Origin of the sequence: Streptomyces sp. NPDC014006, assembly GCF_043088925.1 — a bacterium.
Lineage (GTDB): Bacteria > Actinomycetota > Actinomycetes > Streptomycetales > Streptomycetaceae > Streptomyces.
In genome coordinates this window covers 410,049-433,197 of record NZ_JBICAJ010000003.1, presented here as the reverse complement: position 1 = coordinate 433,197, position 23,149 = coordinate 410,049, and the positions used below count along the sequence as shown (strand labels likewise).

Here is a 23,149-nt window from a genome sequence, read left to right as displayed (position 1 = left end):
AGTGAGCATCGTGAGCGGAGCCACGGGCGCCGGACCGACCGGTACCAGTACGGGAACGGACGGCGGCGGCCGTGGCTCCGCCGCGCATGCCACACCTGCGAACGACCCGCAGACCACCAACCTCCAGGCGATCAAGTCGCCCGCCAAGGGCGCGCCCTCTTCCGACACCCAGGGATCCCAGGGGGGAACCGTGACGGACACCCGTGGTCAGCAGCAGGCCTCACCGCTGCCCGACGAGCGGCAGGGGCAGCAGCCCGGCGGCCCCTACCACCCGCCGCAGGCCTACCAGCCGGACGCCGTGCGCCACCCGCGCACCGGAGCCCGCACGACGCCCCGGGTACGCAAGGCGCGGCTGCGGGTGGCCAAGGCCGACCCGTGGTCGGTGATGAAGGTCAGCTTCCTGCTGTCCATCGCGCTCGGCATCTGCACGGTCGTGGCCGCCGCGGTGCTGTGGATGGTGATGGACGCGATGGGGGTCTTCTCCACGGTCGGCGGCACGATCTCCGAGGCGACCGGCTCCAACGAGTCGAACGGCTTCGACCTGCAGTCCTTCCTGTCGCTCCCCCATGTGCTGATGTTCGCGACGATCATCGCGGTCATCGACGTGGTCCTCGCGACGGCGCTCGCGACCCTCGGCGCGTTCATTTACAACCTCTCCGCGGGCTTCGTCGGCGGCGTCGAGCTGACGCTCGCCGAGGACGAGTGAGCAGGTCGCGGTCGACCGATTTTGGGACTGCGCCCCTCGTGCGCTAATCTTCAGGAGTCAGCGCGCGGGACATACACCGCAGAGCGCGGCGGGGCTATAGCTCAGTTGGTTAGAGCGCATCCCTGATAAGGATGAGGCCACAGGTTCAAATCCTGTTAGCCCCACCAGACACGAAGACCCCCGGTCCGGGTAGGATCGGGGGTCTTCTGCATGGCAGGTCACATGGTGTGTCACCTGGGGGGCGTGTGGTCGCGACAGGTGTTCTCTTCGGGGTGCTCGCCGCTGTCGTCGGCGCCTTGATCGCCGTGTTGCTGCGGCGGCGCAACGGCGGTACGCAGAACGCCGACGGGTTGCGCATCGAGCAGGACCGCCGGCTCCAGGCCCGCAGGGACCGGGTTTCGTTCAACGCCATCACGCTGCACGGCCAGGCGCCGAACATGACCGACCAGTACCGGCGCTGACGCCCCGGAACCGGAACCGGAACCGGTACCGGCACCGATGTCGTGGATCCGACAGCTGCACCGACCTCCGTAGCGGCAGCGGCGTCTTGGATCCGTGGGCACACGCGGCGAGGCCCGGCGGCTCTTGCGAGCGGCCGGGCCGGGTTGCGCGTGCGGTTGTACGCGAATCGCCGTCACGTCAAAGGTGCTGGTAAGAGCACGGCGGGGGCGCCGTGCGCGGCGCTGTCAGCGCTGCAGGGGGATCATCGGGCGCTGCTGGGCGGGGATGGCGGCCCGTTCGGTGGCGTCGTCGCTGTCGCACTGTTCGTCGGTCGCCGTGTCGTCGAGCGGGCGGTGGCGGCAGCTGGGGGACTTGCCGTGGGCCTCGGCGCGGATGCGCTGCTTCATCGTCGGGGGAAGGGACCGGGCGTGGAGCCAGGACCAGGCGGGCAGTGGCGGTGCCGCCGCTTCGGGGGCGGTGGTCGCGTCGTCGCTGCTGCTGTTGCGCGGCGTCTCCGTCTGCGTTACCGCCGCGGCGGCGGTCGTGGTGACGAGTCCAAGCGCCGTGAACAGCGCGAGGAAGGCGGTCACGATGACCGTCCACAGCTGCTTGACCTGGTTCTGAGCCATGATCCCCTCACTTTCGGGTTGGGCGATTTGCGTACTTTCCTCATGATGTGTATGAGGATCGCGAAGTGGTGGACCGACGCCCGTGGCGCGTCGATGTTCCGATGAACACCACTCGGATGGACGTACGGACTGCGTGGGGCCCGCTGCGAGGGCCTCAGGATGCGCCGCACAGGACCGCGTGGTAGGCGTGATCGAAGAGACGGGACGCGGGGCCGCATCGCCAGGAGCGGGGATCCGCTTCCATCGCACCGCTTCATATGGCCAGTTGGCGCCCCGACGCAGGTCACCGATCGGTATCGGCCGGTGTGTATAGTCGGGCGCCAGAGGTCCCTTACGTCAATGAAAGACGAGGTTGCGCGGTGAAGAAGCTGCTCCTGGTCGCACTGGCCGCCATCGGCGGGCTCCTCGTGTACCGCCAGATTCAGGCGGATCGCGCTGAGCAGGACCTGTGGACGGAGGCGACCGACTCCGTGCCCACGGGTTCCTGACCACCCGACACCGAATTCAGCAGACCCCGGCCGCCCGAGCGGTCGGGGTTTTGTGCTGTCGGGGGGCGGGGCGTGAATTGCGCGATACCCCGGATGCCCACGGGGCCGGCGGGGCAGGATGGGCACGGTCCGGTTGCGGAACGGTGAGAGGGCGCGTATGGGAGGGCGTACGGGGGCGGCGCTGCTGGTCCTGGGTATATGGCTGGCGTCGGCTCCACCCGCACAGGCGGCGACCGGCACCCCCGGACCCGGCTCCTACGCCTACGACCCCGACGCCCGCACCGTCGCCGCCGCGCAGGGCACCGGGGAGGCCGCCGCCCTGGCACCGGCGCACAGCTACCGGTCCACGCTGACCGGCAAGGGCCCGGTCTACTTCCGCCTCGACCTGGACGGCACGTCGAACGCGTACGTTTCCGCCACGGCCGTCCCGCCGGCGAACGCCGAGGTCTCCGCCTCCGACGGTCTGAAGGTGTCCGTCCAGGACGCCGACGGGCGCTCCTGCTCCTACGACACCGAACTGTTCGGCGCATCCCGCAGCCCGCGTCCCCTGACGGCCTGGGGCGCGCGGGAGACCGGCCGCTCCGGCCGGTCGGCGTGCCGCAGCGCCGGGGTCTACTACGTCGTGGTGGAGCGTGCCGGCCGGTCCGCCGTCACGGCGTCCGCGCCGCAGCCGTGGGCGCTGGAGCTGACCGCCGCCACCGAGCCGCCGCTCGCAGGCCCCGGCCCCACCCGCGCCCCCGAGGCCTGGGACTCGGCGTCCGCCGCACCCCCGTCGGGCACCCCGGCGAGCCGCCCGGCCGGCGCCGGTTTCGCCACGGCGCCGCTCGTCGGCGACGGCGTCTGGCAGACCGCGGTACGCCCCGGGCAGACCCTCTACTACAAGGTGCCCGTGGACTGGGGGCAGCGGCTGTCCGCCACCGCGGAGCTGGGCAGCACCGCCGAGCGGGGTGATTACACCGCCGGCGCCCTGGAACTGGCGCTGTTCAACCCGGTGCGCGGGCCCGTCACCGACGTCGGCGTGGGCTACGACGGCACGCAGAAGTCGGCGGCCCTGCCGCCCGTGCCCCCGGTCGCCTACCGCAACCGGTACTCCGTGCGGGACGCGGTCGGCGCGATGCGGTTCGCCGGGTCGTACTACCTGGTGGTGCACCTGGCCGCGCGTGTGGCCGACCGGCTCGGTCCGGGAGCGTTGCCGCTGACGCTGCGGGTGCGCGTGGACGGGGAGCCGCAGGCCGGGCCGGACTACGCGGGCCGGTCGTCACCGGGGGACCTCTTCCGGGCCACCGGCGGGAACGGGGGAGGCGGCACGTCCGGTGACCCCCTGCTGAGGGGCGTCGCCGTGGGCGGCATCGGCACCGGGACCCTGCTGCTGGCGGTGCTCGGCGGCTGGACGGTGCTGGCGCGGCGCCGGGCCGGTCAGATGCGGGCCAGGGCCCAGAACCCGACGGCGTAGCAGACGAGGGCGAGCAGCAGTAGCGGCACGGCGACCCGCGCGGGCGGCCCGGGACGCGGGCGGCGCGGGGCCGCGGTGCCCACAGCCCTGTGGGAAACCCGCGGCTCCTGCGTGGCGTACGAGGCGGTCGTGTACGACGCGGTGGCGGGGTCCGGGCGATACCGGACGACGGGCAGGACGTGGGTGGGGGTGTCGACGTCCTGCACCGGGGAGACGGGCTGCTCCGGGGAGACGGACTGCTCCCGTGAGACGGGTTGCTCCCGGGACAGGGTCTGATCACTGGACAAGGCCTGCTGCTGGGAGACCGTCTGCTCCCTCGACACGGCCTGCTGCTGGGAAGCGGTCTGCTGCCAGGACACGGCCTGCACGGGTTGCGACGGAACGGCGGTGACATCCCGCGGATCGCCGAGTGGGCGGCCGTCGAGGGGGCCGCCGGGGGGACCGCCGAGGCGGCCGTCGCCGAGCGGGCCGTGCGGTCCGAACCCCGGTGGCAGGGGGCCGACTTGGTCGAAGATCTCGATCAGCTCGTCGTCGGGGCCCGGCTCCGGCAGGAGTTCGACGGCCGCCGCCAGCGCCTTGCGCGCCCCCGTCGCCGTGCGGAAACGTGCCTGCGGGTCGGGCTGCAGCAGCGCGGCCACGACCTGCCAGAGCGGCTCGGGGACGCCCTTGGGCGCGCCGGGAGTGCCGTGGTCGGCGAAGTACTCGACGAGGGCCTTGGCGTCCGGCTTGGCGCCCTCCAGCAGATACAGGGCCACCAGACCGACGGCGAACAGATCGGCCGGGAAGTCCGGTTCGGCGCCCAGCAGTTGCTCGGGCGCGAGGTAACCGGGCGTCCCCACCACGAGGTTCGTCTCCGTCAGCCGGGGCTCGCCCAGCCGCATCGCGATGCCGAAGTCCGACAGGCGCAGCCGGGGGCGGGCGGTGCCGGTGGCTTCCAGCAGGATGTTGGCCGGTTTGACGTCCCGGTGGACGACTCCCTCGGCGTGCACCGCGGCCAGGCCCGACAGCAACTGGTCGAGCAGCGTGCAGACGAAGGCCGGCGGGAGAGGGCCGTAGTCGCCGACGAGGTGGACCAGCGAACCGCCCGTGACCAGGTCCATGGTGAACAGGACCTGGTCGTCGTCTGCGGCCCAGCTGGTGGGTGCCAGCACATGCGGGTGGTCGATCCGCAGCGCCTGTTCCCGGACGAACCGCAGCAGCGCGTGCGCGTCGCGCTGCTGGAGCACCTTGGCGGCCGCGTAACGGCGACGACGGTGGTCCCAGACCCGCCATACGGCGCCGACGCCGCCGCGTCCGATCGGGTCGACCAGCTCGTACCGCCCGGCGAAGACCTCACCCATCGCTGCGCGCTGCTCCTCCCCCTCGGGTCACCCCCGTTGCATCCCCCGCCCTCGACCGCCGAACCCCCTCGGCGACCGGCCCTGCGGGTCAGTTCTGGTGGGACTGGTAGTGCGCGACCGCGTCGGAGGTGCGGCCGGCGCCGTAGACCCGGAGGAACTCGGCCAGCTCCGGATGGGTCGTGGCCAGGGAGTCCGCGGCCTCGATTATGTCCCCGGCGGCGGCCACGGAACGCAGCAGCGACTGGATCTCGCGGACCACCCGCTTGACCGTCGGCACGCCCGAAGTGCTGGTCGTCTGCGTGGTGTTGTTGAGCACCGAGCCCCCCTGAGACTTCTTGATCTCCTCCATGCGCTCGGTCGCCTCCGCGGCGCTGACGCTGCCGTCCGCCGCCTGCGCCGCCAGCTCCTGCAGCAACTGCACCCGCTGGACGACCGCCGGGTTGCCGATCTTCGCCCGCTGGCCGCTCATCAGCTGGGACAGCATCGGCGCCGACAGTCCCAGCACCCCCGCGAGCCGGGCCTGGTTCAGGCCCAGGTCGTCTATGAGCCTGCGGAAGAGTGCCCCCAACGGCTCCCCGTACCAGTTCCGCTGCAGTTCCCGCGCTCTGGCGGTGGCTTCCTGCTGTGCGGCGTCCATTGCGTCTCCCCATCGCTTCCCCAAAACGGCGGTTCGCTGCCGCGAACCACGCCGAGCATCTTACGGAGCGTGGTCGAGTACGGGGACCCCCAATCTTTTTGCGAGATCCCCGGGTGGACCCGGTACTCTTGTCTGCGGCGCCCACCGGATCGCGGTTCTTCCGGCCGGACGCTTCTCTTGCGGGGCCTTAGCTCAGTTGGTAGAGCGCCGTCTTTGCATGGCGGATGTCAGGGGTTCGACTCCCCTAGGCTCCACCTGAAGGACCCCTCCGACCTGCGGTGACGCGGTCGGAGGGGTCTTCTTTATGGTGTCGTACATGCCACCGCGGGACGGGCGACCATGTCGCGCGTCCCGCGGTGTCGTGGTGCTGGGGAGCGGTTCAGCCCTCGTCGTCGCGGCGGGACGCTTCCTCGGCTTCCTTCGCCTGGACCTCCGGGTCGAGGGCGGCGTCGCCGCTGCCGTCGACCGAGCTCAGACGGCCCGACTCGGGTACCTCGGTCGCGGCGGGCGGCTCGACCAGCCAGTCCGGGTTGGCCTGCTTGTCCCACCACTTCCACGCCGCGAACGCACCGCCCGCCACGGCGCCGGCCACGGCCAGCACCTTCGCGATCCGGCCGGCCCTGGCCCGGCGCCGGTGCTTGCGCGCCAGCTTCTGGATCTCCTTGGGCGAGACCTGGCCGCGCAGTGCGGCGAGTGCGGCGGCGCCCCGGGCGGCGGCCTCGTCACGGACGGGTCCGGCCGCGGCGACCGCCTGCTCGATCATCGGCCGGGAATAGTCGGCGGCCTGCCGTGCGGCCTTGCGGGTGCGTACGGCGGCCTCCTGGGCCGCCTGATCAACCCTCGGCGGCACATGGGTCATGGCCTGCACGCGGGCCTGTTCGATACGGGGCGCCACATGGACGCCGTATTGGGCGCGGGCCTGCTCGGCGGCCAGTGTCACCTTGGGCGCGAGCCGTACGCGTGCCTCGTGCGCGTAGTGCGCGGCCCTCTCCTTGGCCGTGTCGGCGTAGGGCGCCACCACTTCCGCGGCGTGCAGCACGCTGTCCTTCGCCGAACCGGTCGCGGCGCGCACGCTGTCGATGCGGGTCACGGGTTCCTCCTCCTCGGTGGCGTACGGTAAATCGACTTTCCACCCTTTTGCGGATCATGCCTGCCCGTGGGCTTTCCGGCATGCGGGGACGCGCATCCGGGTGCCGAAGAACGCGCTCGCGGGCGAATAACAGACGAAACGGGTCAACGGGAGCTTGTCGTCGACAATGCCACGGATCGGCCCGGCGCGCTCCCGTCGAGCAGCACTCGGTCGTTTCGCGCCACCGAACCGGGTGGCCGAGAGACGTGCCTGCCCTCAGGAAGGCGACGCGGGGGGCGGACCGTGCGAGGATCGGGGAGTCACAGAAAGACAACGGAAGGCACATCGTGGCTGAGCAGCTCTACGCCACCCTGAAGACCAACCACGGCGACATCGAGATCCGGCTTTTCAAGGACCAGGCGCCGGCCACGGTCAGGAACTTCGTCGAACTCGCCCAGGGCGAGCGTGAGTGGGTCCACCCGGAGACCGGCCAGAAGAGCAAGGCCAGGCTCTACGACGGGACGATTTTCCACCGGGTGATCAGCGGCTTCATGATCCAGGGCGGCGACCCGCTGGGCAACGGCACCGGTGGCCCGGGCTACCAGTTCGACGACGAGTTCCACCCGGACCTGCGTTTCGACCGGCCCTACCTGCTGGCCATGGCCAACGCCGGCCCGCGCACCAACGGCTCGCAGTTCTTCATCACCGTCGCCCCGACGGCGTGGCTGACCCGCAAGCACACCATCTTCGGTGAGGTCACGGGCCAGGCCGGCCAGAAGGTGGTCGACTCGATCGCCGCCGCGCAGACCAACCCGCGCACCGACCGTCCGCTGCAGGACGTCGTCATCGAGTCGGTCGTCGTGGAGTCCCGCGAGGGCTGAGCGAGGATCCGGCAGGAGGACGCGCCGGACGTCCGACAGCTCCCGAAGGGAACCAATCGCCCTGCTCGTCCGTAAGGATGAGCAGGGCGGTTCCTTTGAACCCGAGTTGCACCGGACGCGTACCCGACGATCGAGGGGATCTCATGGACCAGGCGCCGAGCAGCCCGCAGGACGCGCGCAGCAGCCTGCCCACCTGCTACCGCCATCCCGACCGGCAGACCGGCATCCGCTGCACCCGCTGCGAGCGGCCGATCTGCCCGGAGTGCATGGTCGATGCCTCGGTCGGCTTCCAGTGCCCCGACTGCGTCCGCGGCCCGTCCGGCCGCCAGGGCCGCGCGGCCACGGCCGCGGCCCGCCCGCGCACCCTCGCCGGCGGCACCGTCACCGCGGACCCCCGTCTGATCACCAAGATCCTGATCGGCCTCTGCCTGGCCGCCTTCCTCGTACAGAAGGCCGTGGGTGCCGACTTCGAGGAGCGCTTCTTCCTCCTCGGACAGGCCTATATTCCGTCGCTCGGCGCTGTGGAGGGCGTCGCCGAAGGGCAGGGGTACCGGCTGCTGACCGCGATGTTCCTGCACGGCAGCTATGTCCACATCCTGTTCAACATGCTGAGCCTGTGGTGGATCGGCTGCCCGCTGGAGGCCGCCCTCGGCCGGGTCCGCTATCTCGCCCTGTACTTCGTCTCGGGACTGGCCGGCAGTGCGCTCACCTATCTGCTCGCCGCACCGAACCAGCCGTCCCTCGGCGCCTCCGGAGCGATCTTCGGACTGTTCGGCGCGACGGCGGTGCTGATGCGCCGCCTCAACTACGACATGCGGCCGGTGATCGCGCTGCTCGCGATCAACCTGGTCATCACCTTCGGGGTCAGCGGCATCGCCTGGCAGGCCCACATCGGCGGTCTGGTCGCCGGTGTCCTCGTCGGTTACGCCATGGTGCACGCGCCCCGGGAGCGGCGGGCGCTGGTGCAGTACGGCAGCTGTGCGGTGGTGCTCGCGGCCGTCGTGGTGGTGACCCTGTTGAGAACGTCTCAGCTCACCTGAGCGACCGGTTGTCCACAACTGGTGCCCGATCTTGTGCACAGCGCGTCAGAACATCTGTGCCCCCTGTCACCGACCCGGATTTACGCAGGTCAGACAGGGGGCGAACAGATGTGCGGCAAGCAGTGTGTCAGTCGTACCGGCGTCAAGCCGCGAGGAGTTATCCACAGATCGTCGTTTCTTTTCCCCAGGCCGGGTGTGGATAAATGCACGACCTGTGGATAACTCAGCGGATAGCCGTGGGCAGAGCTGAGTTCACCAGCCCGTGGCCGGTACTTCCCCTGCTACTTCCACTGCGTGGAGACGCCGAATCCGGCGGCGATGAAGCCGAAACCGACCACGATGTTCCAGTTGTCCAGGCTGTCGATGGGCAGGGAGCCGTCGGTCACATAGAAGACGACGATCCAGGCCAGACCGATCAGGAACATCGCCAGCATGACCGGTGCTACCCAGCCCCGGGTGCCCAGCTTGATGGTCGCTGCCTGCTTCGCCGGGGGCGGCGTGAAGTCGGCCTTCTTGCGGATACGTGACTTCGGCACGAGGGTCTCTCCTGTCGATGCGCTGCGTGGCCGCGCAGGGAACTGGTCGGGCTCGGGGCAGCGGAACTGGGGACACTGAGTGCTCCCCCGGGCGTCCGTTAGCGTAGTGCTTCCGCGGCGCCGAAGGAGATAAGGGTACGTTGAGCAATTCTGCCGACTCTCCCCAGACGGGATCCAGCCCTGCTCGCGGACCCCGTTTCCGGCCCGCGCGGGTGCTCACGATCGCCGTCTTCGCCCTCGCCGGACTCCTTTTCATCACGAGTTTCAACACGGCCAAGGGCACCAATATCCGGACGGACACCTCCTTGCTGAAGCTGTCCGACCTCATCCAGGAACGCAGCCGCAAGAACAAGGAGCTGGACGACGCCAACGCGACGCTGCGCGGTGAGGTGGAGGCGCTGGCCGAACGCGACGACGGCAGCACCAAGGCGCAGGACGACAAGCTCGCGAGGCTGGAGAAGAGCGCGGGCACCCAGAAGGTCACCGGCAAGGCGATCACCGTCACGCTGAACGACGCCCCGCCGAACGCCACCGCCAAGCTGCCGGGCTATCCCGAGCCGCAGCCGGACTACCTGGTGATCCACCAGCAGGATCTGCAGGCGGTGGTGAACGCCCTGTGGCAGGGCGGCGCCAAGGGCATCAAGGTGATGGACCAGCGGCTGATCTCCACCAGTGCCGTGCGCTGCGTGGGCAACACCCTGATCCTCCAGGGCCGCGTCTACTCGCCGCCGTACAAGATCACCGCGGTCGGGGACCCCGAGAAGCTGCAGAAGGCGCTCGCCGAGTCGCCGGCGATTCAGAACTACATGGTCTACGTGAACGTCTACGGCCTCGGCTGGAAGGTCGCCGAGGACGGGACGGTGACGCTGCCGGGCTACTCGGGCACGGTGGACCTGCACTACGCCAAGCCCGTGGAGCCGTAGCCCACGTCTCGTGGCCCACGCCTCGGTTTCACGTGAAACCCGCCACCTCGGACACGCCTCGCGCAGGTACCTCGTGGACGCACGGGATCCGGGGCCGCCGCGCCGTTAGTCTGGTTCCGGTACGGCGTGAGTCTGGTGCCGTGGGGAAACGGAAGGGACGGCATGTACGGCTGGATCTGGCGGCATCTGCCGGGCAACGCGTTGGTGCGGGCGCTGATCTCGATCGTGCTCGTCGTGGCCGTCGTCTATCTGCTGTTCCAGTACGTCTTCCCGTGGGCCGAACCGCTGCTTCCCTTCAACGATGTGACGGTGGACAACCAGTGAGCGCGCGCATTCTCGTCGTCGACAACTACGACAGCTTCGTCTTCAACCTGGTCCAGTACCTCTACCAGCTGGGCGCCGAGTGCGAGGTGCTGCGCAACGACGAGGTGGCGACCTCCCACGCTCAGGACGGCTTCGACGGGGTGCTGCTGTCGCCGGGCCCGGGCAAGCCGGAGGAGGCCGGCGTCTGCATCGAGATGGTCCGGCACTGCGCCGCGACCGGCGTTCCCGTCTTCGGGGTCTGTCTGGGCATGCAGTCGATGCAGGTGGCGTACGGCGGAGTGGTGGACCGGGCGCCCGAGCTGCTGCACGGCAAGACCTCACTGGTCGAGCACGAGGGCAGGGGCGTCTTCGCCGGGCTGCCCTCCCCGTTCACCGCGACCCGCTACCACTCGCTGGCGGCCGAGCCGCCGACCGTGCCGGCCGAGCTGGAGGTCACGGCCCGTACCCAGGACGGGATCATCATGGGCCTGCGCCACCGCGAACTGCCCGTCGAGGGTGTGCAGTTCCACCCGGAGTCGGTGCTGACCGAGCACGGGCACCGCATGCTGGCCAACTGGCTGGTGGAGTGCGGCGACCCGGGCGCGGTCGCGAGGTCGGCGGGGCTCGCCCCGGTGGTGGGCAGGGCCACGGCGTGACCGCGCTGCGCCCCGAGCGCAAGGACTCGTACGGCGCCGTGCCGCACGAGCCCTACGGCACGGCGCCGTACGGGACGCAGGACGGGGCGTACGGGGACGGGGCGTACGTCAACGCGGAGTACGGACCGGAGACGTATGCGTCCGACGGCCATGGGTCCGAGGGGTACGAACCCTATGTGCAGCCCGCCGACGACGAGACCGTGGCGCTGCGGGTGGCGCAGCCACCGGCACGGGGGCGCGAGCGCGGCCCCACATCCGCCTCTGACGGCTCGTCCGCCTCTGGAGGCATCGGAGTCACACCCGGCGGGCGGGCGGCCCGCAGGAAGGCCGCCAAGCGGCGCCGCGGGGGCCGGCACGGCGCCGCCGCGACCGGGCAGGACGCTCCGCAGGACGAGCACAGCCCCGTTCCCCGCTCCCGGGTCGAGGCGCGCCGGCTCGCCCGGGCCCGCAAGCCGGGCCCGGGCGTCATCGCGAGCCGGGTGATCGGGGAGCTGTTCATCACGACCGGCGTGCTGATGCTGCTGTTCGTCACCTACCAGCTGTGGTGGACGAACGTGCGCGCCCATGCGCAGGCCGGCCGGGAGGCGAACAGCCTGCAGCAGGACTGGGCGAACGGCAAACGCAGCCCGGGCGCCTTCGAACCGGGACAGGGCTTCGCCATCCTGCACATCCCCAAGCTGGACGTGGTCGTCCCCATCGCCGAGGGCGTCAGCACCAAGAGGGTGCTCGACAAGGGCATGGTCGGCCACTACGGCGAGGAGCCGCTGAAGACGGCGATGCCGGGCGACAGGACCGGCAACTTCGGACTGGCGGGCCACCGCAACACGCACGGCGAGCCGTTCCGCTACATCAACCGGCTCCAGCCCGGCGACGAGGTCGTCGTCGAGACGCAGGACACCTACTTCGTGTACAAGATGACGTCGATGCTGCCGGTGACGTCGCCCAGCAACACCACGGTGCTCGAACCCGTACCGCCGGGCTCGGGCTTCACCACGCCGGGCCGCTACATCACCCTCACGACCTGCACGCCGGAGTTCACGAGCAAGTACCGGCTGATCGTCTGGGGCAAGATGGTCGAGGAACGGCCGCGCAGCAAGGGCAAGCCGGATGCGCTCGTCAGTTAGGGCTAGGGACAGTGGCAGCGACCGCAGAGGACACCGGGACGTCGTCCCCTCCACCGGCGCGGCGTCGCCGGGGCACCGGCCGGATCGCCATGGCGGTGAGCGTCTTCGGTGAACTCCTCATCACAGCGGGCCTGGTGCTCGGCCTGTTCGTCGTCTACTCGCTGTGGTGGACCAACGTCGTCGCCGACCGGGCGGCCGGACGGCAGGCGGACAAGGTCCGCGAGCACTGGGCGCAGAAGGACACCGGGCCCGGGGCGCTCGACACCAAGGACGGCATCGGCTTCCTGCACGTGCCCGCGATGAAGAACGGCGAGGTGCTGGTCGAGAAGGGCACCACCACGGACGTCCTCAACGACGGCGTCGCCGGCTACTACACCGACCCGGTCAAGGCGACCCTGCCGACGACCGGCAAGGACGGCAACTTCACCCTGGCCGCGCACCGCGACGGGCACGGCGCGAAGTTCCACAACATCGACAAGCTGAAGCAGGGCGACCCGATCGTCTTCGAGACGAAGGACAAGTGGTTCGTCTACAAGGTGTACGCCGTCCTTCCCGAGACGTCGAAGTACAACGTCGACGTCCTCGGACAGGTCCCCAAGGAGTCCGGCAAGGCCAAGCCGGGCCACTACATCACCCTGACGACCTGCACCCCCGTCTACACCTCCCGCTACCGCTATGTCGTCTGGGGCGAACTGGTCCGCGTGGACAAGGTCGACAGCGACCGCACCCCGCCGAAGGAACTGGCCGGCTGACCGTACGTGACAGAGCCCCGGTCCCCTCTCTCCGAGGGGGCCGGGGCTCTCGCCGTGGCAGCGGGCGGTCAGGGCTTCGCGACGGGCTAGCCCGTCACGCCTCCGAAGAACTGTGTGCCGCCACCGTTGTTGCCGCCGTTGCCTCCGCCGCCCATGGTGAACAGGTCGACCGTCTGGCCCTTGTTCACGGTGCTGCCCTGGGGCGGGTTGGAGCCGATGACGATGGCGTTGTCGTCGTTGGAGCCGTTGATGTTGCCGACCTGGAGACCGGCGTCCTTCAGGGCCTTCTTGGCGTCCTTCAGCTTCTGGCTCTGCACCGGCGGAACCTGCGTCTGCTGGTTCTCCGGGGCCTTGCCGACGACGATCTGGACCGTGGAGCCCTTGGTGACCTCCTGGCCCACCCCCGGTGTGGTCGAGATGGCCTTGCCGACCTGGTTCGGGTCCTGGGTCTCCTGCTCGGTGCAGGTGCCGGTCAGGTTGTTGGCCTGCATCTGCGCCTTCGCGTCGTCACAGCTCTTGCCGGTGACGTCAGGGACGGTCGCCTTCTCCTCGGCCTTCGCCACCGTGAGGGTGATCGTGGAGCCCTTCTCGACCTCGGCGCCGAGCTCGGGGTCCTGATTGAGGACCTTGCCCGGCTCCTCGGCCGAGATCTCGGTCTTCTTCTCGACCTTGAACTGGTACTGGTCGCCCTCCAGCAGCGCCTTGGCGTCCTCGTAGCTCTTGCCGAGCACGCTGGGCACGGCCACCTTCGGAGCGCCCGTCGACACCACGACGTTGACGGTGGTGTTCTTGTCCACCTCGGTCTTGTAGGCCGGGTCCTGCGAGCAGATGTTGCCCTTGGCCTGGTTCTCGCAGGGCTTCTCGGTGGTGGCCAGCTTCAGGTCCGAGTTCTCGGCGATCTTCTGCGCCTGTGCCTGCGAGATGCCGACGAACTGAGGCACCGGCACCTGGTCGTTGCCGACACCCTTGCCGGTGAAGATGTACTTGCCGATCAGGATCGCGCCGACCAGGACCAGGATCGCCGCGACGGCCAGCAGGATCGTGGACGTGTTGGACTTCTTCTGGCGGCGCCGGTCCGGGCGGTCGTCGTAGCCGTAGCCGCCGTCGTCCGGGCTCATCGGCGGCAGCATCGTCGTCGCCCCGCCCGGCCCGTCCGCGCGCAGGGCGGTCGTCGGCTGCTCGTCGGGATAGCCGCCGTAGGCCACCGAACCCATGGCGGCGGTGGCGGCGACCGGCTGGCCGTCGAGGCAGGCCTCGATGTCGGCGCGCATCTCGTCGGCCGACTGGTACCGGTAGTTCGGGTCCTTGACCAGCGCCTTCAGGACGATCGCGTCCATCTCCGGCGTGATCTCGGGGTCGAAGACCGAGGGGGCCTGCGGCTCTTCCCGTACGTGCTGGTACGCCACGGCCACGGGGGAGTCGCCGACGAACGGCGGCCGTACCGTGAGCAGCTCGTACAGCAGGCAGCCCGTGGAGTACAGGTCCGAGCGGGCGTCGACCTGCTCGCCCTTGGCCTGCTCCGGCGACAGGTACTGCGCGGTGCCGATGACCGCGGCGGTCTGCGTCATCGTCATGCCGGAGTCGCCCATGGCCCGGGCGATGCCGAAGTCCATGACCTTGACCTGGCCGGTGCGCGTCAGCATGACGTTGGCCGGCTTGATGTCGCGGTGCACGATGCCGGCCCGGTGCGAGTACTCCAGGGCCTGGAGGATGCCGATGGTCATCTCCAGGGTCCGCTCCGGCAGCAGCTTGCGGCCGGAGTGGAGCAGCTCACGCAGTGTGGAGCCGTCGACGTACTCCATGACGATGTACGGGATCGAGACCCCGTCGATGTAATCCTCGCCCGTGTCGTAGACCGCGACGATCGCGGGATGGTTGAGCGAGGCGGCCGACTGGGCCTCCCGGCGGAATCGGGCCTGGAAGGACGGGTCGCGCGCGAGGTCCGCGCGCAGCGTCTTCACCGCCACCGTGCGGCCGAGGCGGGTGTCCTGCGCGAGGTAGACCTCCGCCATGCCACCACGGCCGAGCACCTGGCCCAGCTCGTACCGGCCGCCGAGGCGACGCGGCTCTTCCATAGCTACCTACCAGCCCTCTCCATCGGTCCCGACCGGCACGCCCGTGCGGCCGGAGGCTGTCGTCCGGGCCTACCGTACCCGGATCGGTTTGTGTGACCTGGCCAAGCCCGTCACCCGATACAGGACCGGTATCGCAACGTGCGGCATTGTGCAGACGACGTGATCGGGTTCACTTCTTGCTCTTGATGACCGCCTCCATCACGCTCTTCGCGATGGGGGCGGCGAGACCGCCACCGGAGATGTCGTCCCGGTTGGCCGCCTCGTCCTCGACGACCACGGCGACCGCGACCGGTGAGCTGCCGTCGGCGAGCTTGGCGTAGGAGATGAACCAGGCGTAGGGGTTCTCGCTGTTCTCCACGCCGTGCTGGGCGGTGCCGGTCTTGCCGCCAACGGTGACGCCGTCGATCTGGGCGTTCTTGCCGGTGCCGTCCTTGACGACGGTCTCCATCATCGACTGAAGGATCTGCGCGTTCTTCGCCGACAGGGGCCGGCTCAGCTCCTTCGGGTCGGTCTGCTCGATCGGGTCGACGTTGGACGTCTGCAGCTGGTCGACCATGTACGGCTTCATCAGCTTGCCGTCGTTGGCGACCGCGGAGGCCACCATGGCCATCTGCAGCGGAGTGGCCGCGGTGTTGTACTGGCCGATGGAGGACAGCGCGGTCTGCGACTTGTTCATGTCGTCGGAGAAGACCGAGGCGCTGGAGCGCACCGGCGTGAACTGCTCCGCGTCGAAGCCGAACTTCTTCGCCTCCGCCAGCATCTTGTCGTTGCCGAGGTCGGCGCCGATCTTGCCGAAGACGCTGTTGCAGGAGACCCGCAGCGCCTCACGCATGGTGGCGTTCTCGCAGGGGATGTTGCCCTCGTTCTTCAGCGGAGTCGTGGTGCCCGGCATGATCCACGGCAGCGGCGAGTTCGTCTTGCTGTCCGCGTCCGGGTAGAGCCCGTTCTCCAGCGCGGCCGCGGCCGTGACCACCTTGAACGTGGAGCCCGGCGGGTAGGTCTCGCGCAGCGCCCGGTTCAGCATCGGGTCGTCGGGGTTGTTCTTCTTCTGGAGCTTGTCCCACGCCTTGGCGTCGTCGTTGGAGTTGCCGGCGAAGGCCGACGGGTCGTACGACGGGTAGGAGGCGAGCGCGAGGATCTTGCCGGTGGCCGGGTCCAGCGCGACGACTGCGCCCTTGGCGCCCCGCTTCTTCAGGCCGTTGAACGCGGCCTGCTGCGCGGCGGCGTTGAGGGTGGTGACGACGTTGCCGCCCTGCTTCTCCTTGCCGGTGACCATGTCGAGGGTGTTGCGGAAGAACAGCCGGTCGTCGGTGCCGGTGAGGATCCCGTCCTCGATGGACTCCAGCTGGTTGGCGCCGAAGGCCTGCGAGGCGTACCCGGTGACCGGCGCCCACATGGGGCCGTTCTTGTAGGTGCGCTTGTACTCCAGGTCGTTCAGCCCGGTCGTGCTCGTCTTCGCCGAGCCGGTGATCGGGTTGCCGCCGACGATGATGTCGCCGCGCGGGGTGGAGTAGCGGGCGATGGTGACGCGGCGGTTCTTGTCGTCGGTGGCCAGCGAGTCGGCCTTCACGTACTGCAGCCAGTTGTCCCGGATGAGCAGGGTGAGGACCAGCAGACCGCAGAAGATCGCGATGCGGCGCAGGGGCTTGTTCACGGACGGACCACCTGGGTCATCTCGGCGTCGGGGTTGCTGGCGGGCGCGGGTGCCGGGCGGCGCGCGGTGTCGCTGATCCGGATCAGGATCCCGATCAGGGCCCAGTTGGCGATGACGGAGGAACCGCCGTACGCCAGGAAGGGCATCGTCATACCGGTCAGCGGGATGAGGCCCATCACACCGCCGGCGACGACGAACACCTGCAGCGCGAACGCGCCGGACAGGCCGATGGCGAGCAGCTTGCCGAACGGGTCGCGGGCGGCGAGGGCGGTGCGCACGCCACGCTCCACGATCAGGCCGTAGATCAGCAGCAGCGCCATCAGGCCGGCCAGGCCCAGCTCCTCGCCGAAGGTGGCGAGGATGAAGTCGGAGTTGGCGGCGAACCGGATCAGGTCGCTGTGGCCCTGGCCGAGGCCGGAGCCGAGGGTGCCGCCGGAGCCGAACGCCCACAGCGCCTGCATCGCCTGCTCGGAGTGACCGCCGGCGCCCTGACGGGAGAGCGTGTACTCCTTCATCGGGTCGAGCCAGGCCTGGACACGCTGCTGGACGTGCGGCTCGAAGCTCGCGACGCCGACCGCGCCGGCGCCGGACATCAGCAGACCGAAGACGATCCAGCTGGTCCGCTCGGTGGCGACGTACAGCATGATCACGAACATGCCGAAGAACAGCAGGGAGGTACCGAGGTCGGTCTCGAAGACCAGGATGAGGATGGAGATGAACCAGACCACCAGGATCGGGCCGAGGTCACGGCCACGCGGCAGGTACAGGCCCATGAAGCGGCGGCTGGCGAGCGCGAGCGCGTCCCTCTTCACCATCAGATAGCCGGCGAAGAACACCGCCAGCACGATCTTGGCGAACTCACCGGGCTGGATGGAGAAGCCGGCCACGGAGATCCAGATCTTCGCGCCGTAGATGTTCTGGCCGAGGCCCGGCACCAGCGGCAGCAGCAGCAGGAACAGCGCGCCGACCATAGAGATGTAGGTGTAGCGCTGCAGGACGCGGTGGTCCTTGAGGAAGATCAGCACGACGATGAACAGCGCGATGCCCAATGCCGTGTACAACAGCTGCCGTGGCGCCGCGGTGCCGGCCTGCTTGATGGACTGCAGCAGTTTCGACTGGTCCAGCCGCCAGATGACCACCAGGCCGAGGCCGTTGAGCAGCGTGGCCAGCGGCAGCAGCAGCGGGTCCGCGTACGGCGCGAACTTGCGGACGACGAGATGGGCGACGCCGGCCAGCAGGCCGAGGCCCAGGCCGTAGCTCAGCAGACCGGCGGGCACCTCGTCGTTGATCGCGAGCCCGACGTTGGCGTAGGCGAACACCGGGATGACGACGGCGAACACCAGCAGCGCGAGCTCGGTGTTGCGCCGGCTCGGTGCGCCGATGGCGCCGATCGTGGACGTGTGGTGCGACGACGTGTTGGTAGTACTGCTCATCGTGTGACAGGGCCTCTCACGGCTTGCCTACTGCTTACCGCACAGCGAGACGACCTTCTGCTCTTCCTCCGAGAGGCTGGGGCCGGGGCTGGGATTGGCGGTGGGGGTCGGTGAGGTGGACGGGGCCTTCGTGCCCGGTTTTCCTGTGGCCGAAGGGCTGGGCGTGACCTTGGACGTGAAGGAGGCGGGAGTGGTTCCCCCCGTGGTGCCCCCGGCTTCGCCCTGGCCCGTCTTCGGGGTGTGTTCGTTCTCGGCGGCGTTGCGTTCGGCCTGCTTCTTGCAGGCGGAGGCCTGCAGGGCGAGCTCGTCGATCTTCTTCCGCGCGCTCGCCAGGTCGCTTTCCACGATCGTCTTCGTGACCAGCTTCTGCTGGTAGGGCGGCAGGTACTTGAGTTCGATCTCGGGGTGGTCCTTCTCGACCTTCGAGAGCGACACCCAGGCCAGGTCCTGGTTGATGCCGCGGTACAGGGCGACGTGCTCGTCGTTGCTGCCGACGTAGTACTGCGTCTGCGTCCAGCGCCAGCCGCCGTACAGGCCGCCGCCGATGACGGCCAGCGCCAGCACCGAGTACAGCGATCTCTTGATCCACTTACGGCTCTTGCGCGGCTTGGCGAAGTCGCCCTCGTCCCAGTCGCCGAAGCTGCCGGCCGGGATGAAGCCGGTGGTGTCGCCCGAGCCGGGCGGGCCGAACTCACCGCCGCCACCGGGCGCGGCGTGCCGGCCCAGACCGGAGGCGCGGCCGGCGGGCGTCTGCATGATGCCGTTGTCGTGCTGGTGGTGCTGGTTCTCGGCGACCGCGCCGACCACGACCGGGGTGTCGGACAGCTGCCCGGCGAGCGTGTCACCGGTGTCCAGGTCCAGGACGTCGGCGACGATCACGGTGATGTTGTCGGGGCCGCCGCCGCGCAGCGCCAGCTCGATCAGCTGCTGCACGGTCTCCTGCGGGCCCTGGTAGCTGGCGAGGGTGTCCTCCATCGTCTGGTGGGAGACGACTCCGGACAGCCCGTCGGAGCAGATCAGATAGCGGTCGCCGGCCCGCACCTCACGGATCGACAGGTCCGGCTCGACGTGGTCGCCGCTGCCGAGGGCGCGCATCAGCAGCGAGCGCTGCGGGTGGGTGGTGGCCTCTTCCTCGGTGATGCGGCCCTCGTCGACCAGGCGCTGCACCCAGGTGTGGTCCTGCGTGATCTGCGTGAGCACGCCGTCGCGCAGCAGGTAGGCACGGGAGTCGCCGACGTGCACCAGGCCCAGCCGCCGGCCCGTCCACAGCAGGGCGGTGAGCGTGGTGCCCATGCCCTCCAGCGACGGGTCCTCCTCGACCATCTGCCGCAGCTGGTCGTTGGCGCGCTGCACGGCCGTACCGAGCGCGGTGAGGATGTCGGAGCCGGGGATGTCGTCGTCGAGGGCGACGATGGTGGAGATCACCTCGGAGGAGGCGACCTCACCGGCCGCCTGGCCGCCCATGCCGTCGGCGATCGCGAGGAGCCGCGGACCCGCGTAGCCGGAGTCCTCGTTGCCCTCGCGGATCATGCCTTTGTGTGATCCGGCGGCGAAGCGCAGTGACAGACTCATGCCCACCTCGCCCGTCGGCTCCGCATGCAGCCGGTCGTGTCGAGCCACACTGCCCACCCTCCGGTCGGGAGCGCGCCGGGGTCCGGGGTGTGAACCGCCGCTGCGTGCTCGCTCCGCTCGCGCTCATTCATGACGTAGCACTACTTCCGCAGCTCGATGACGGTCTTGCCGATGCGGATCGGCGCACCCGGCGGGATCGGCGTCGGGGTCGTCAGCCGCGTCCGGTCGAGGTACGTGCCGTTGGTGGAGCCCAGGTCCTCGACGATCCACTGCCCGCCCTGGTCCGGGTAGATCCTGGCATGGCGGCTGGAGGCGTAGTCGTCGTCCAGCACGATCGTGGAGTCGTGCGCTCGGCCCAGGGTGATGGTCTGGCCCTGCAGCGCGACGGTGGTGCCGGTGAGGGTGCCCTCGGTCACGACGAGTTTGGTGGGGGCGTTACGGCGCTGGCGGCCGCCGCCCTGCTGCTGGCGCTGCTGCGGCGGCGCCTGCCGCTGGGCCTGCTGCGGCCGTCCGGCGTCCCGCCGGGCTGCGCGCTGAGTGACGCGCGTTCCGAACAGGTCGCTGCGGATGACCTGCACGGCCACGATCACGAACAGCCACAGGACGGCCAGGAAACCCAGCCGCATGACCGTGAGGGTCAGCTCTGACATTGCCCCCGCTTCACCCTTCGGCTTGCCTATAGATAACGGTGGTGCTGCCCACGACGATCCGCGAGCCGTCGCGGAGCGTAGCGCGGGTGGTGTGCTGTCCGTCCACCACGATGCCGTTGGTGGATCCGAGATCCTGGATCGTCGAGGGCGTTCCGGTCCGGATCTCGCAGTGCCGGCGGCTCACGCCGGGGTCGTCGATCCGCACGTCGGCATCGGTGCTGCGGCCCAGCACGAGCGTCGGGCGGGAGATCTGGTGGCGGGTGCCGTTGATCTCGATCCAGTAGCGGGTGCGTCCTCCGGACGCCGGTGCGGCGGCCGTCGGCCGCTGCGGGCTCGCCGGCTGCGGATAGCCGTACCCGCCGGGGCGGGCGCCGGGCGGCGGGGCGGACGGCATGGGGGGCGCCGCGGCGGGCGCACCGGGCGCTCCGTGCGCGGCCGGCCGGCCGGGCTGCGGGTAGCCGTAGCCGCCCTGCTGCTGCGCGCCGGCCTGTCCGGCGGCCGCGGGCGCGCCGGGCGCCTGCTGGCTGCTGGACGAGGCGAGTGTGCGGCTGCGGACCCGGTACAGACCGGTGTCGAGATCGTCGGCCTTCTCCAGGTGGACCTTGATCGGGCCCATGAAGGTGTAGCGCTGCTGCTTGGCGTAGTCGCGCACCATCCCGGCGAGTTCGTCGCCGAGCTGCCCGGAGTAGGGGCTCAGCCGCTCGTAGTCCGGCGTGCTGAGCTCGACGATGAAGTCGTTGGGGACCACGGTGCGGTCGCGGTTCCAGATCGTCGCGTTGTTGTCGCACTCACGCTGGAGCGCACCGGCGATCTCCACGGGCTGGACCTCGGACTTGAAGACCTTGGCGAAGGTGCCGTTGACCAGACCTTCGAGACGCTGCTCGAACTTCTTCAGGACTCCCATGGGGCACCTCCTCCGTCGTTCCTGCCGTCCTGCTGCCCGCGGTGCGGGTACTGCCCTACCTGGTACTGCTTACTGATCGTATCCACGCGCCGGTCGATCGGCTGGTTCCCCCTGTCGGCCCGGTCGACGGGTGTCGACGCCTCGGTGCGTTCCTGATGCCTCGTACCCCTTGCGGGGTACTTCTGCCCAGGATCGTAGAGGCGGCCGCAAACCAGTGTCCCGCACCCTGCTGTGCGCTCCCTCCCCTTGAAGGGGGACGGCCGGGACCGGTACGAGGTTGATACGTGCCGGGGGTGATGCCGAGACGTGCGGGGCACGGGGGGCGGTTTCGGGAGTGTGGGGAGCTCGGGGCGCTGCTCAGGGGGATGCGGGCACCGGCCGCTGTGCCCGCCGGGGAGTGGCTTGGGGGTGGCGGGAAGGGATGTGAATCCACCCCGGACGGCGTGCTAATGTTCTGGGTGTCGGAAGGCGCCGGGCCGAAAGGAACGGAACCCGAGGACACACCCAATGCGCGGGTGGCGGAATAGGCAGACGCGCTGGATTCAGGTTCCAGTGCCCGAAAGGGCGTGGGGGTTCAACTCCCCCCTCGCGCACAAAGAGATACCGGGAACGGGTCTCTGCGGTGACGGAAGTCACCGCAGGGGCCCGTTTCTCGTTTTGCTGTGCCTGCACGGTGGGTGAGCCATCTCACGCGGCTGTGTGCCGCCGCTTCGAGAGCGTGGCCGGATTTCAACGACATGTGTTGCTTAGACGACACGTGTTGAATACCGTCGGGCCATGAGAGTCGAAGTCTGGGCAGACGTCGTGTGCGCGTGGGCGTACATCGGCAAGCGCCGACTGGAGCGGGCGCTGGCCGGATGGCAGGGCGAGCCGGTCGAGGTGGTCTGGCGTCCCTTCCGGATCGACCCCATGGCCCCCGCTCAGGCGCTGCCGCTCGCCGACGAGCTGAGGGATCCCGTGGTGGACGAGGCGCTGCAGCAGTGCGCTCCGGGCACGACCCCCGCTCAGAACCGGGTGCGGGTCTCGCGCATCGCCGCGCAGGAGGGAATCGGCCCGCGCTGGGGTGCGGCGTGGCGGGCGAACAGCCATGACGCACACCGGCTGCTGGCGCTGGCCCACGAGCTCGGCGGCGCCCGCCTCCAGGACGCCGTGGCGGAGGGCGTCCTGCGGGCGCACTTCGTCGAGGAGCAGGACATCAGCTCCCGTGAGGTCCTCGCCGGCATCGCACGACGGGCCGGCCTGCCGCAGGGCGGGGACCTCCTGGCCGGTGACGCGGGCGAGCGGGCCGTCAAGGAGCTGCTGCTGTCCGGCAAGGCCATGGGCGTCAAGTCCTCCCCCACCCTGGTGATCGCCGGCCGGTCCCTGACCGGGGCCCAGCCCTCCGACGTCATCGCGGACTTCCTGCGCGACGGCGAGGGAAGGCCGGAGCGGACGCTGCCCGCGGAGGTGCTGCGGCTGCGGCAGGCCGACGCGCTGCTGGGCCTCGGTGACCCTCTGGGGTGCCTCACCCTGCTCGGGCCACTCCTCGACGAGCAGGGCCCCGACCGCGGAGTGCGCCTGCTGGCCGCACGCGCCTGCTTCCACTCCGCGCAGCTCGGCCGCGCCGTGCGGATGCTGGAGGAGCTGGTCGCCGAGGGGCCCGACGACTCGTACGCCAGGCTGCTGCTGGGGCGCGCGCTGGAGCGGCAGGGCCGGAGCGGCGAGGCCGCCGTCCACTTGCGGATCGCGGCGGCCATGACGCCTTCCTACGGCCACTGACCGGTCAGCCGGGCCGTTCGATGATGGCGCTCCAGGCGGCATGAGGGGCGGATGCCGGTCGCGCCGAGCGGGTGCAGGGGCGTGGAGAGGTGTACGACACCCATCGCTTGGACGACAGGTGCTGT

General features: G+C 69.9%; 23 protein-coding genes and 3 tRNA genes. 15 read left to right on the top strand and 11 right to left on the bottom strand.

Going from position 1 to position 23,149, the window contains the following annotated elements; all coding sequences use genetic code 11:
• Positions 1 to 10: 10 nt before the first annotated feature.
• The 3 genes from ACF1GV_RS14215 to ACF1GV_RS14205 all read left to right on the top strand — a co-directional run bounded on the left by ACF1GV_RS14215 (position 11) and on the right by ACF1GV_RS14205 (position 1,167).
• Positions 11 to 706, top strand: coding sequence for a DUF3566 domain-containing protein (locus ACF1GV_RS14215; protein ID WP_391680188.1), 696 nt, complete (start codon positions 11 to 13; stop codon positions 704 to 706).
• 90 nt (positions 707 to 796) lie between these two features.
• Positions 797 to 873 (top strand) — tRNA-Ile (locus ACF1GV_RS14210).
• A 78-nt stretch (positions 874 to 951) separates the two neighbouring features.
• Positions 952 to 1,167 carry a hypothetical protein gene (locus ACF1GV_RS14205; protein ID WP_391680187.1) on the top strand — a complete coding sequence of 72 codons (216 nt, stop codon included), beginning with the start codon at positions 952 to 954 and terminating at the stop codon, positions 1,165 to 1,167.
• A 225-nt stretch (positions 1,168 to 1,392) separates the two neighbouring features.
• Here the strand turns inward: ACF1GV_RS14205 and ACF1GV_RS14200 are convergent, their stop codons facing one another.
• On the bottom strand, positions 1,393 to 1,776 hold the full coding sequence (locus ACF1GV_RS14200; protein WP_391680186.1) for a DUF6344 domain-containing protein: 384 nt from the start codon (positions 1,774 to 1,776) through the stop codon (positions 1,393 to 1,395).
• Positions 1,777 to 2,135: 359 nt separating this feature from the next.
• Here ACF1GV_RS14200 and ACF1GV_RS14195 point away from each other — a divergent pair, with 359 nt between their 5' ends.
• Complete coding sequence (locus tag ACF1GV_RS14195) at positions 2,136 to 2,264, top strand: DLW-39 family protein (RefSeq protein ID WP_003999697.1); 129 nt, start codon at positions 2,136 to 2,138, stop codon at positions 2,262 to 2,264.
• Positions 2,265 to 2,421: 157 nt separating this feature from the next.
• Positions 2,422 to 3,717, top strand: coding sequence for a hypothetical protein (locus tag ACF1GV_RS14190; protein ID WP_391680185.1), 1,296 nt, complete (start codon positions 2,422 to 2,424; stop codon positions 3,715 to 3,717).
• On the opposite strand, the gene ACF1GV_RS14185 is transcribed toward ACF1GV_RS14190, so the two are convergent.
• Positions 3,681 to 5,057, bottom strand: coding sequence for a protein kinase (locus tag ACF1GV_RS14185; protein ID WP_391680183.1), 1,377 nt, complete (start codon positions 5,055 to 5,057; stop codon positions 3,681 to 3,683). The two genes, ACF1GV_RS14190 and ACF1GV_RS14185, sit on opposite strands and share 37 nt — an antisense overlap.
• 88 nt (positions 5,058 to 5,145) lie before the next feature.
• Positions 5,146 to 5,694 (bottom strand): helix-turn-helix domain-containing protein, encoded by a 549-nt coding sequence (locus ACF1GV_RS14180; RefSeq protein WP_391680181.1) that lies wholly within the window; start codon positions 5,692 to 5,694, stop codon positions 5,146 to 5,148.
• 181 nt (positions 5,695 to 5,875) lie between these two features.
• On the opposite strand from ACF1GV_RS14180, the gene ACF1GV_RS14175 reads away from it, so the two are divergent.
• Positions 5,876 to 5,948 (top strand) — tRNA-Ala (locus ACF1GV_RS14175).
• A 125-nt stretch (positions 5,949 to 6,073) separates the two neighbouring features.
• Here the strand turns inward: ACF1GV_RS14175 and ACF1GV_RS14170 are convergent.
• Positions 6,074 to 6,784 (bottom strand): DUF5324 family protein, encoded by a 711-nt coding sequence (locus ACF1GV_RS14170; RefSeq protein ID WP_391680180.1) that lies wholly within the window; start codon positions 6,782 to 6,784, stop codon positions 6,074 to 6,076.
• Positions 6,785 to 7,110: 326 nt separating this feature from the next.
• Here ACF1GV_RS14170 and ACF1GV_RS14165 point away from each other — a divergent pair, with 326 nt between their 5' ends.
• The gene (locus ACF1GV_RS14165) at positions 7,111 to 7,644 is read left to right on the top strand and encodes a peptidylprolyl isomerase (protein WP_363265306.1); all 534 of its coding nucleotides are present in this window, start codon (positions 7,111 to 7,113) and stop codon (positions 7,642 to 7,644) included.
• Between the two features lie 143 nt (positions 7,645 to 7,787).
• Positions 7,788 to 8,684, top strand: coding sequence for a rhomboid family intramembrane serine protease (locus tag ACF1GV_RS14160; protein ID WP_391680178.1), 897 nt, complete (start codon positions 7,788 to 7,790; stop codon positions 8,682 to 8,684).
• Positions 8,685 to 8,965: 281 nt separating this feature from the next.
• Here ACF1GV_RS14160 and crgA read toward each other — a convergent pair whose 3' ends face one another.
• Positions 8,966 to 9,220, bottom strand: a complete 255-nt coding sequence (crgA, locus tag ACF1GV_RS14155; RefSeq protein ID WP_363265304.1) for a cell division protein CrgA — start codon at positions 9,218 to 9,220, stop codon at positions 8,966 to 8,968.
• Positions 9,221 to 9,360: 140 nt separating this feature from the next.
• Between crgA and ACF1GV_RS14150 the strand changes: the two genes are divergently transcribed.
• The 5 genes from ACF1GV_RS14150 to ACF1GV_RS14130 all read left to right on the top strand — a co-directional run bounded on the left by ACF1GV_RS14150 (position 9,361) and on the right by ACF1GV_RS14130 (position 12,978).
• On the top strand, positions 9,361 to 10,143 hold the full coding sequence (locus tag ACF1GV_RS14150) for a DUF881 domain-containing protein (RefSeq protein WP_391680177.1): 783 nt from the start codon (positions 9,361 to 9,363) through the stop codon (positions 10,141 to 10,143).
• Positions 10,144 to 10,305: 162 nt separating this feature from the next.
• The gene (locus tag ACF1GV_RS14145; RefSeq protein ID WP_363265302.1) at positions 10,306 to 10,467 is read left to right on the top strand and encodes a hypothetical protein; all 162 of its coding nucleotides are present in this window, start codon (positions 10,306 to 10,308) and stop codon (positions 10,465 to 10,467) included.
• Positions 10,464 to 11,102, top strand: coding sequence for an aminodeoxychorismate/anthranilate synthase component II (locus tag ACF1GV_RS14140; protein WP_391680175.1), 639 nt, complete (start codon positions 10,464 to 10,466; stop codon positions 11,100 to 11,102). Before ACF1GV_RS14145 ends, ACF1GV_RS14140 begins: the two co-directional genes overlap by 4 nt.
• Positions 11,099 to 12,226 carry a class E sortase gene (locus tag ACF1GV_RS14135; RefSeq protein WP_391680173.1) on the top strand — a complete coding sequence of 376 codons (1,128 nt, stop codon included), beginning with the start codon at positions 11,099 to 11,101 and terminating at the stop codon, positions 12,224 to 12,226. Before ACF1GV_RS14140 ends, ACF1GV_RS14135 begins: the two co-directional genes overlap by 4 nt.
• Before the next feature lie 11 nt (positions 12,227 to 12,237).
• Positions 12,238 to 12,978 carry a class E sortase gene (locus ACF1GV_RS14130; protein WP_391680172.1) on the top strand — a complete coding sequence of 247 codons (741 nt, stop codon included), beginning with the start codon at positions 12,238 to 12,240 and terminating at the stop codon, positions 12,976 to 12,978.
• 86 nt (positions 12,979 to 13,064) lie between these two features.
• On the opposite strand, the gene pknB is transcribed toward ACF1GV_RS14130, so the two are convergent.
• The 6 genes from pknB to ACF1GV_RS14100 form a co-directional block, all read right to left on the bottom strand.
• Positions 13,065 to 15,053: a Stk1 family PASTA domain-containing Ser/Thr kinase gene (gene pknB, locus ACF1GV_RS14125; protein WP_391680170.1), complete on the bottom strand. Its 1,989-nt coding sequence runs from the start codon at positions 15,051 to 15,053 to the stop codon at positions 13,065 to 13,067.
• Between the two features lie 169 nt (positions 15,054 to 15,222).
• On the bottom strand, positions 15,223 to 16,707 hold the full coding sequence (locus ACF1GV_RS14120; protein WP_391680169.1) for a peptidoglycan D,D-transpeptidase FtsI family protein: 1,485 nt from the start codon (positions 16,705 to 16,707) through the stop codon (positions 15,223 to 15,225).
• Positions 16,704 to 18,140 (bottom strand): FtsW/RodA/SpoVE family cell cycle protein, encoded by a 1,437-nt coding sequence (locus tag ACF1GV_RS14115; protein WP_391680167.1) that lies wholly within the window; start codon positions 18,138 to 18,140, stop codon positions 16,704 to 16,706. Before ACF1GV_RS14115 ends, ACF1GV_RS14120 begins: the two co-directional genes overlap by 4 nt.
• A 27-nt stretch (positions 18,141 to 18,167) precedes the next feature.
• Positions 18,168 to 19,760 (bottom strand): Stp1/IreP family PP2C-type Ser/Thr phosphatase, encoded by a 1,593-nt coding sequence (locus ACF1GV_RS14110; protein WP_391680166.1) that lies wholly within the window; start codon positions 19,758 to 19,760, stop codon positions 18,168 to 18,170.
• 92 nt (positions 19,761 to 19,852) lie between these two features.
• The gene (locus ACF1GV_RS14105) at positions 19,853 to 20,362 is read right to left on the bottom strand and encodes an FHA domain-containing protein (protein ID WP_363265294.1); all 510 of its coding nucleotides are present in this window, start codon (positions 20,360 to 20,362) and stop codon (positions 19,853 to 19,855) included.
• Between the two features lie 10 nt (positions 20,363 to 20,372).
• The gene (locus tag ACF1GV_RS14100) at positions 20,373 to 21,266 is read right to left on the bottom strand and encodes an FhaA domain-containing protein (RefSeq protein WP_391680164.1); all 894 of its coding nucleotides are present in this window, start codon (positions 21,264 to 21,266) and stop codon (positions 20,373 to 20,375) included.
• A gap of 509 nt (positions 21,267 to 21,775) precedes the next feature.
• On the opposite strand from ACF1GV_RS14100, the gene ACF1GV_RS14095 reads away from it, so the two are divergent.
• Together ACF1GV_RS14095 and ACF1GV_RS14090 are read left to right on the top strand one after the other, a co-directional pair.
• Positions 21,776 to 21,859, top strand: a tRNA-Leu gene (locus ACF1GV_RS14095).
• A 184-nt stretch (positions 21,860 to 22,043) separates the two neighbouring features.
• Complete coding sequence (locus ACF1GV_RS14090) at positions 22,044 to 23,024, top strand: DsbA family protein (RefSeq protein WP_391680163.1); 981 nt, start codon at positions 22,044 to 22,046, stop codon at positions 23,022 to 23,024.
• Positions 23,025 to 23,149 lie beyond the last annotated feature (125 nt).